Below are 3182 nucleotides of genomic sequence, written 5' to 3' on the forward strand. Positions count from 1 at the left end.
GCGGTGTCGGTGTAGCGCTCCTGCGGGTGGAACAGTTCCTCGAACAGCTTCTCGCCCGGGCGCAGCCCGGTGTAGACGATCGCGATGTCGCTGCCTTCATGCTTGCCGGCGAGGCGGATCATCTGCTCGGCGAGGTCGCGGATCTTCACCGGCTCGCCCATGTCGAGCGCGAAGATCTCGCCGCCCTGCCCCAGTACCGCCGCCTGCAGGATCAACTGGCAGGCCTCGGGGATGGTCATGAAGTAACGCGTGATCTCGGGGTGCGTGACCGTGACCGGCCCGCCCGCTCGGATCTGCTCGCGAAAGCGCGGCACCACCGAACCCGCCGAATCGAGCACGTTGCCGAACCGCACCGTGATGAAGCGCGTACGCGAATGCTGGGCGAAGTTCTGGCAGAACAGTTCGGCGACGCGCTTGCACGCGCCCATCACGCTGGTCGGATTGACCGCCTTGTCGGTTGAGATCAGCACGAAACTGTCCGTGCCGTGTCGATCCGCGGCTTCCGCGACGGTGCGCGTGCCGAGCACGTTGTTGCGGAATGCCTCGCGCACCTGCCCCTGCAGCAGCGGCACGTGCTTGTAGGCGGCGGCATGGAACACGACTTCGGGTCGCGCTTCGGCGAAGACGCGTTCGCATGCCTTCGCGTCCCCGCAGTCGCCGAGACGTGCGTTGAGCAACAGGTCCGGATGCTCGTGCCGCAATTCCTGCTCGATCACGTAAAGGTTGTACTCGGACTGGTCGAGCACGCTCAGCGACTCGACGCCGAGGCGCGCGACCTGTCGGCACAGCTCGGAGCCGATCGAACCGCCGCCGCCGGTGACGAGCACGCGCCGGCCCGCGAGGCGGGTGCGGATGGCGGTCCAGTCGAGGCGGACCGGCTCGCGGCCGAGGAGGTCCTCGATCGCGACCTCCTTGAGCTCGTTGAAGCTCGATCGTCCCGCGACGACGTCTTCGAGCCGGGGCACGGTGCGGAACGGCAGCCCGGTCGCCTCGCACAGGTCGACCGCGCGTCGCATCTGCGCCTTGTTCGCGGCCGGCATCGCGATCACGAGCATCTCGGCGGCGGTCTCCCGCGCGAGTTCGGGCAATTGGCCGAGGGAACCGAGCACGGGAATGCCGTGCACGCGCGAACCGCGCAGCTGCGGATCGTCGTCGAGGAAACCGACCGCCGCATAACGGTTCTCGCGACGCAGGTCGCGGACGAGGGCCTCGCCCGCCTTGCCTGCGCCGAGCACGAGCACGCGCTGGCTCGGCGCGCGCGAGACGAAGTCGAGCCGGCTGTCCTTCCAATAGCGGTACAGCAGGCGTGGCGCGCCGAGCAGCAGCGCGAGCACGAGCGGGTAGACGACGAGCACGGTGCGAGGAACGGTCTCGAGGCGGTTGTAGATCGCAAGCGCCATCGCGATCGCGAGCGCGCCGAGCACCGCGGCCTTGGCGATGTTCCACAGGTCGGGCAGGCTCGCGAAGCGCCACAGCCCCTTGTACAGCCCCGTCCACCAGAAGATCGCGCCCTGCGCGGCGAGCACGATCCACACTTCGGGACCCAACAGCGCGACCGGCGACGGATTCGGCGCGAGCGACCAGCGCATCATGCTGACCGCGGTCCAGGCGAGCCACACCATGAACATGTCGTGGGCGACGACGGCGAGGCGCGGATGGATCGCCGCGACGGCCCTACGCGGCAGCATGGGCACTCCGTTCGCGCACGCGGCGCAGGCACCACCGCTTGCCCGCCCACCATGCGACGCTCGCGAGCGCATACACGGCGATCGCGGGAGCGAGCCCGAAGCGCATCGGGGAGGTCGGTGCGTGATTCATCCAGCCAACGACAGGCAAGGCCACGAGCAAGTTCCAGCCCATGTAGAGCGCGACGACCCGGGCGTGCGAGAAGCCGGCGCGCACGAGCCACTGGTACAGGTGCTCGCGGTGCGCACTATACCAACGCCGCCCGCCAAGCATGCGCGAGACGAGCGTGCAGGTCGCATCGGTGACGAAGGCCGAGCACAGGACCAGTCCGCTGGTCGCGGCGATACGGGGATGGGCGACCTGCCACAGCACGGCGACGCCGATGACGAAGCCGAGCACGCCGCTGCCGACGTCGCCCATGAAGATGCGCGCGCGCGGGAAATTGAACGGCGCGAATCCCGCGCAGGCGGCCGCGCACGCGAGCAACAGCGCACTGCCCTGCACGCCGTGGACAGCCGTCAATGCGGCGAGGACGACGAGCACGAACATCGCCTGCAGCACGAGCAAGCCATCGATGCCGTCCATGAAATTGTGCAGGTTGATCGACCAGGCTAGCGCGAAGGTCACGCCCGCCCCGGCAACCAGGGCGAACACATGCGTGCCCGCGGTGCCGGCGGCGCCGGCGAGCGGAATCGCAGCGAGCACGAACAATGGCCCGGCGAACACCCATGCGGCAGCGAGCACGTGCATCGCCAGGCGCTTCGGCGCGGACAGTCCGCCGTGATCGTCGAGCCAGCCGACGCCGGCGATGCCCAGCACCGGCGGCAGCAACAGCGCGAGGTGCTGTACAGCGCCGTCCCGGACCGCGAGCGCAAGGCCACCGGCGATCATCGCGACGACGATCGCGATGCCGCCACCCCGCGGTGTCGGCGCGTCGTGCGAGCGGCGCTGCCCGGGCAGGTCGTACAGGCGTCGACGATGGGCGTAGCGGATCGCCCATGCGGTCAGGACCGACGCAAGCGCAGCCGTCGCGACGACGATCGCCGAGGAAGCCGCGAGGCCTTCAGCATATCGGTCGGCCATGCGGAACCGTGCCGCCCTACTCGCCGACGACGCCGTGGATCGGCCGCACCGAACCCCAGCTCTTGCAGCTCGGGCACTGCCAGTGGTGCGCCTTCGCGCCGAAGCCGCAGCGGTTGCAGCGGTACATCGCCTTGCCCTCGACGAGCTGGCGCGTGAGGTCGCGCAGCGTGAGGAAGTTCTCGCGCGCCTCGCCGCTCGCCGTGTGCAGGTTGACGTCGATGAGCGCCATCAGCGCGCGCACCGACGGTCGCTGACGGAGCATGCGGTTGAGAAAGTCGACCGCCGCATCCTCGCCGCGCGTGGTCGCGTAGAGCTTGGCCAGAGCGAGCACGGGCGACACGCCCTGATAGCGTTCGGTGATGTCGAGCAGGAACTCCTCGGCGCGCTGCATGCGCTGCGCGCGCGCGTAACAG

2 protein-coding genes and 1 pseudogene are annotated in these 3182 nt (G+C 69.4%); all 3 read right to left on the reverse strand.

What is annotated here, in order from left to right; genetic code table 11:
• A partial coding sequence (locus VI238_RS07125; protein ID WP_331649915.1) for a nucleoside-diphosphate sugar epimerase/dehydratase occupies positions 1-1688 on the reverse strand: 1688 nt, incomplete at its 3' end.
• Positions 1675-2769 carry a glycosyltransferase family 4 protein gene (locus VI238_RS07130; protein ID WP_331649917.1) on the reverse strand — a complete coding sequence of 365 codons (1095 nt, stop codon included), beginning with the start codon at positions 2767-2769 and terminating at the stop codon, positions 1675-1677. The genes VI238_RS07130 and VI238_RS07125, both read right to left, overlap by 14 nt.
• Positions 2770-2785: 16 nt before the next feature.
• Positions 2786-3182, reverse strand: a pseudogene (locus tag VI238_RS07135) (lipopolysaccharide assembly protein LapB); the annotation flags it as partial.

Origin of the sequence: Dokdonella sp. (genome assembly GCF_036518555.1) — a bacterium.
In the GTDB taxonomy this organism is placed as follows: Bacteria; Pseudomonadota; Gammaproteobacteria; order Xanthomonadales; family Rhodanobacteraceae; genus Dokdonella_A.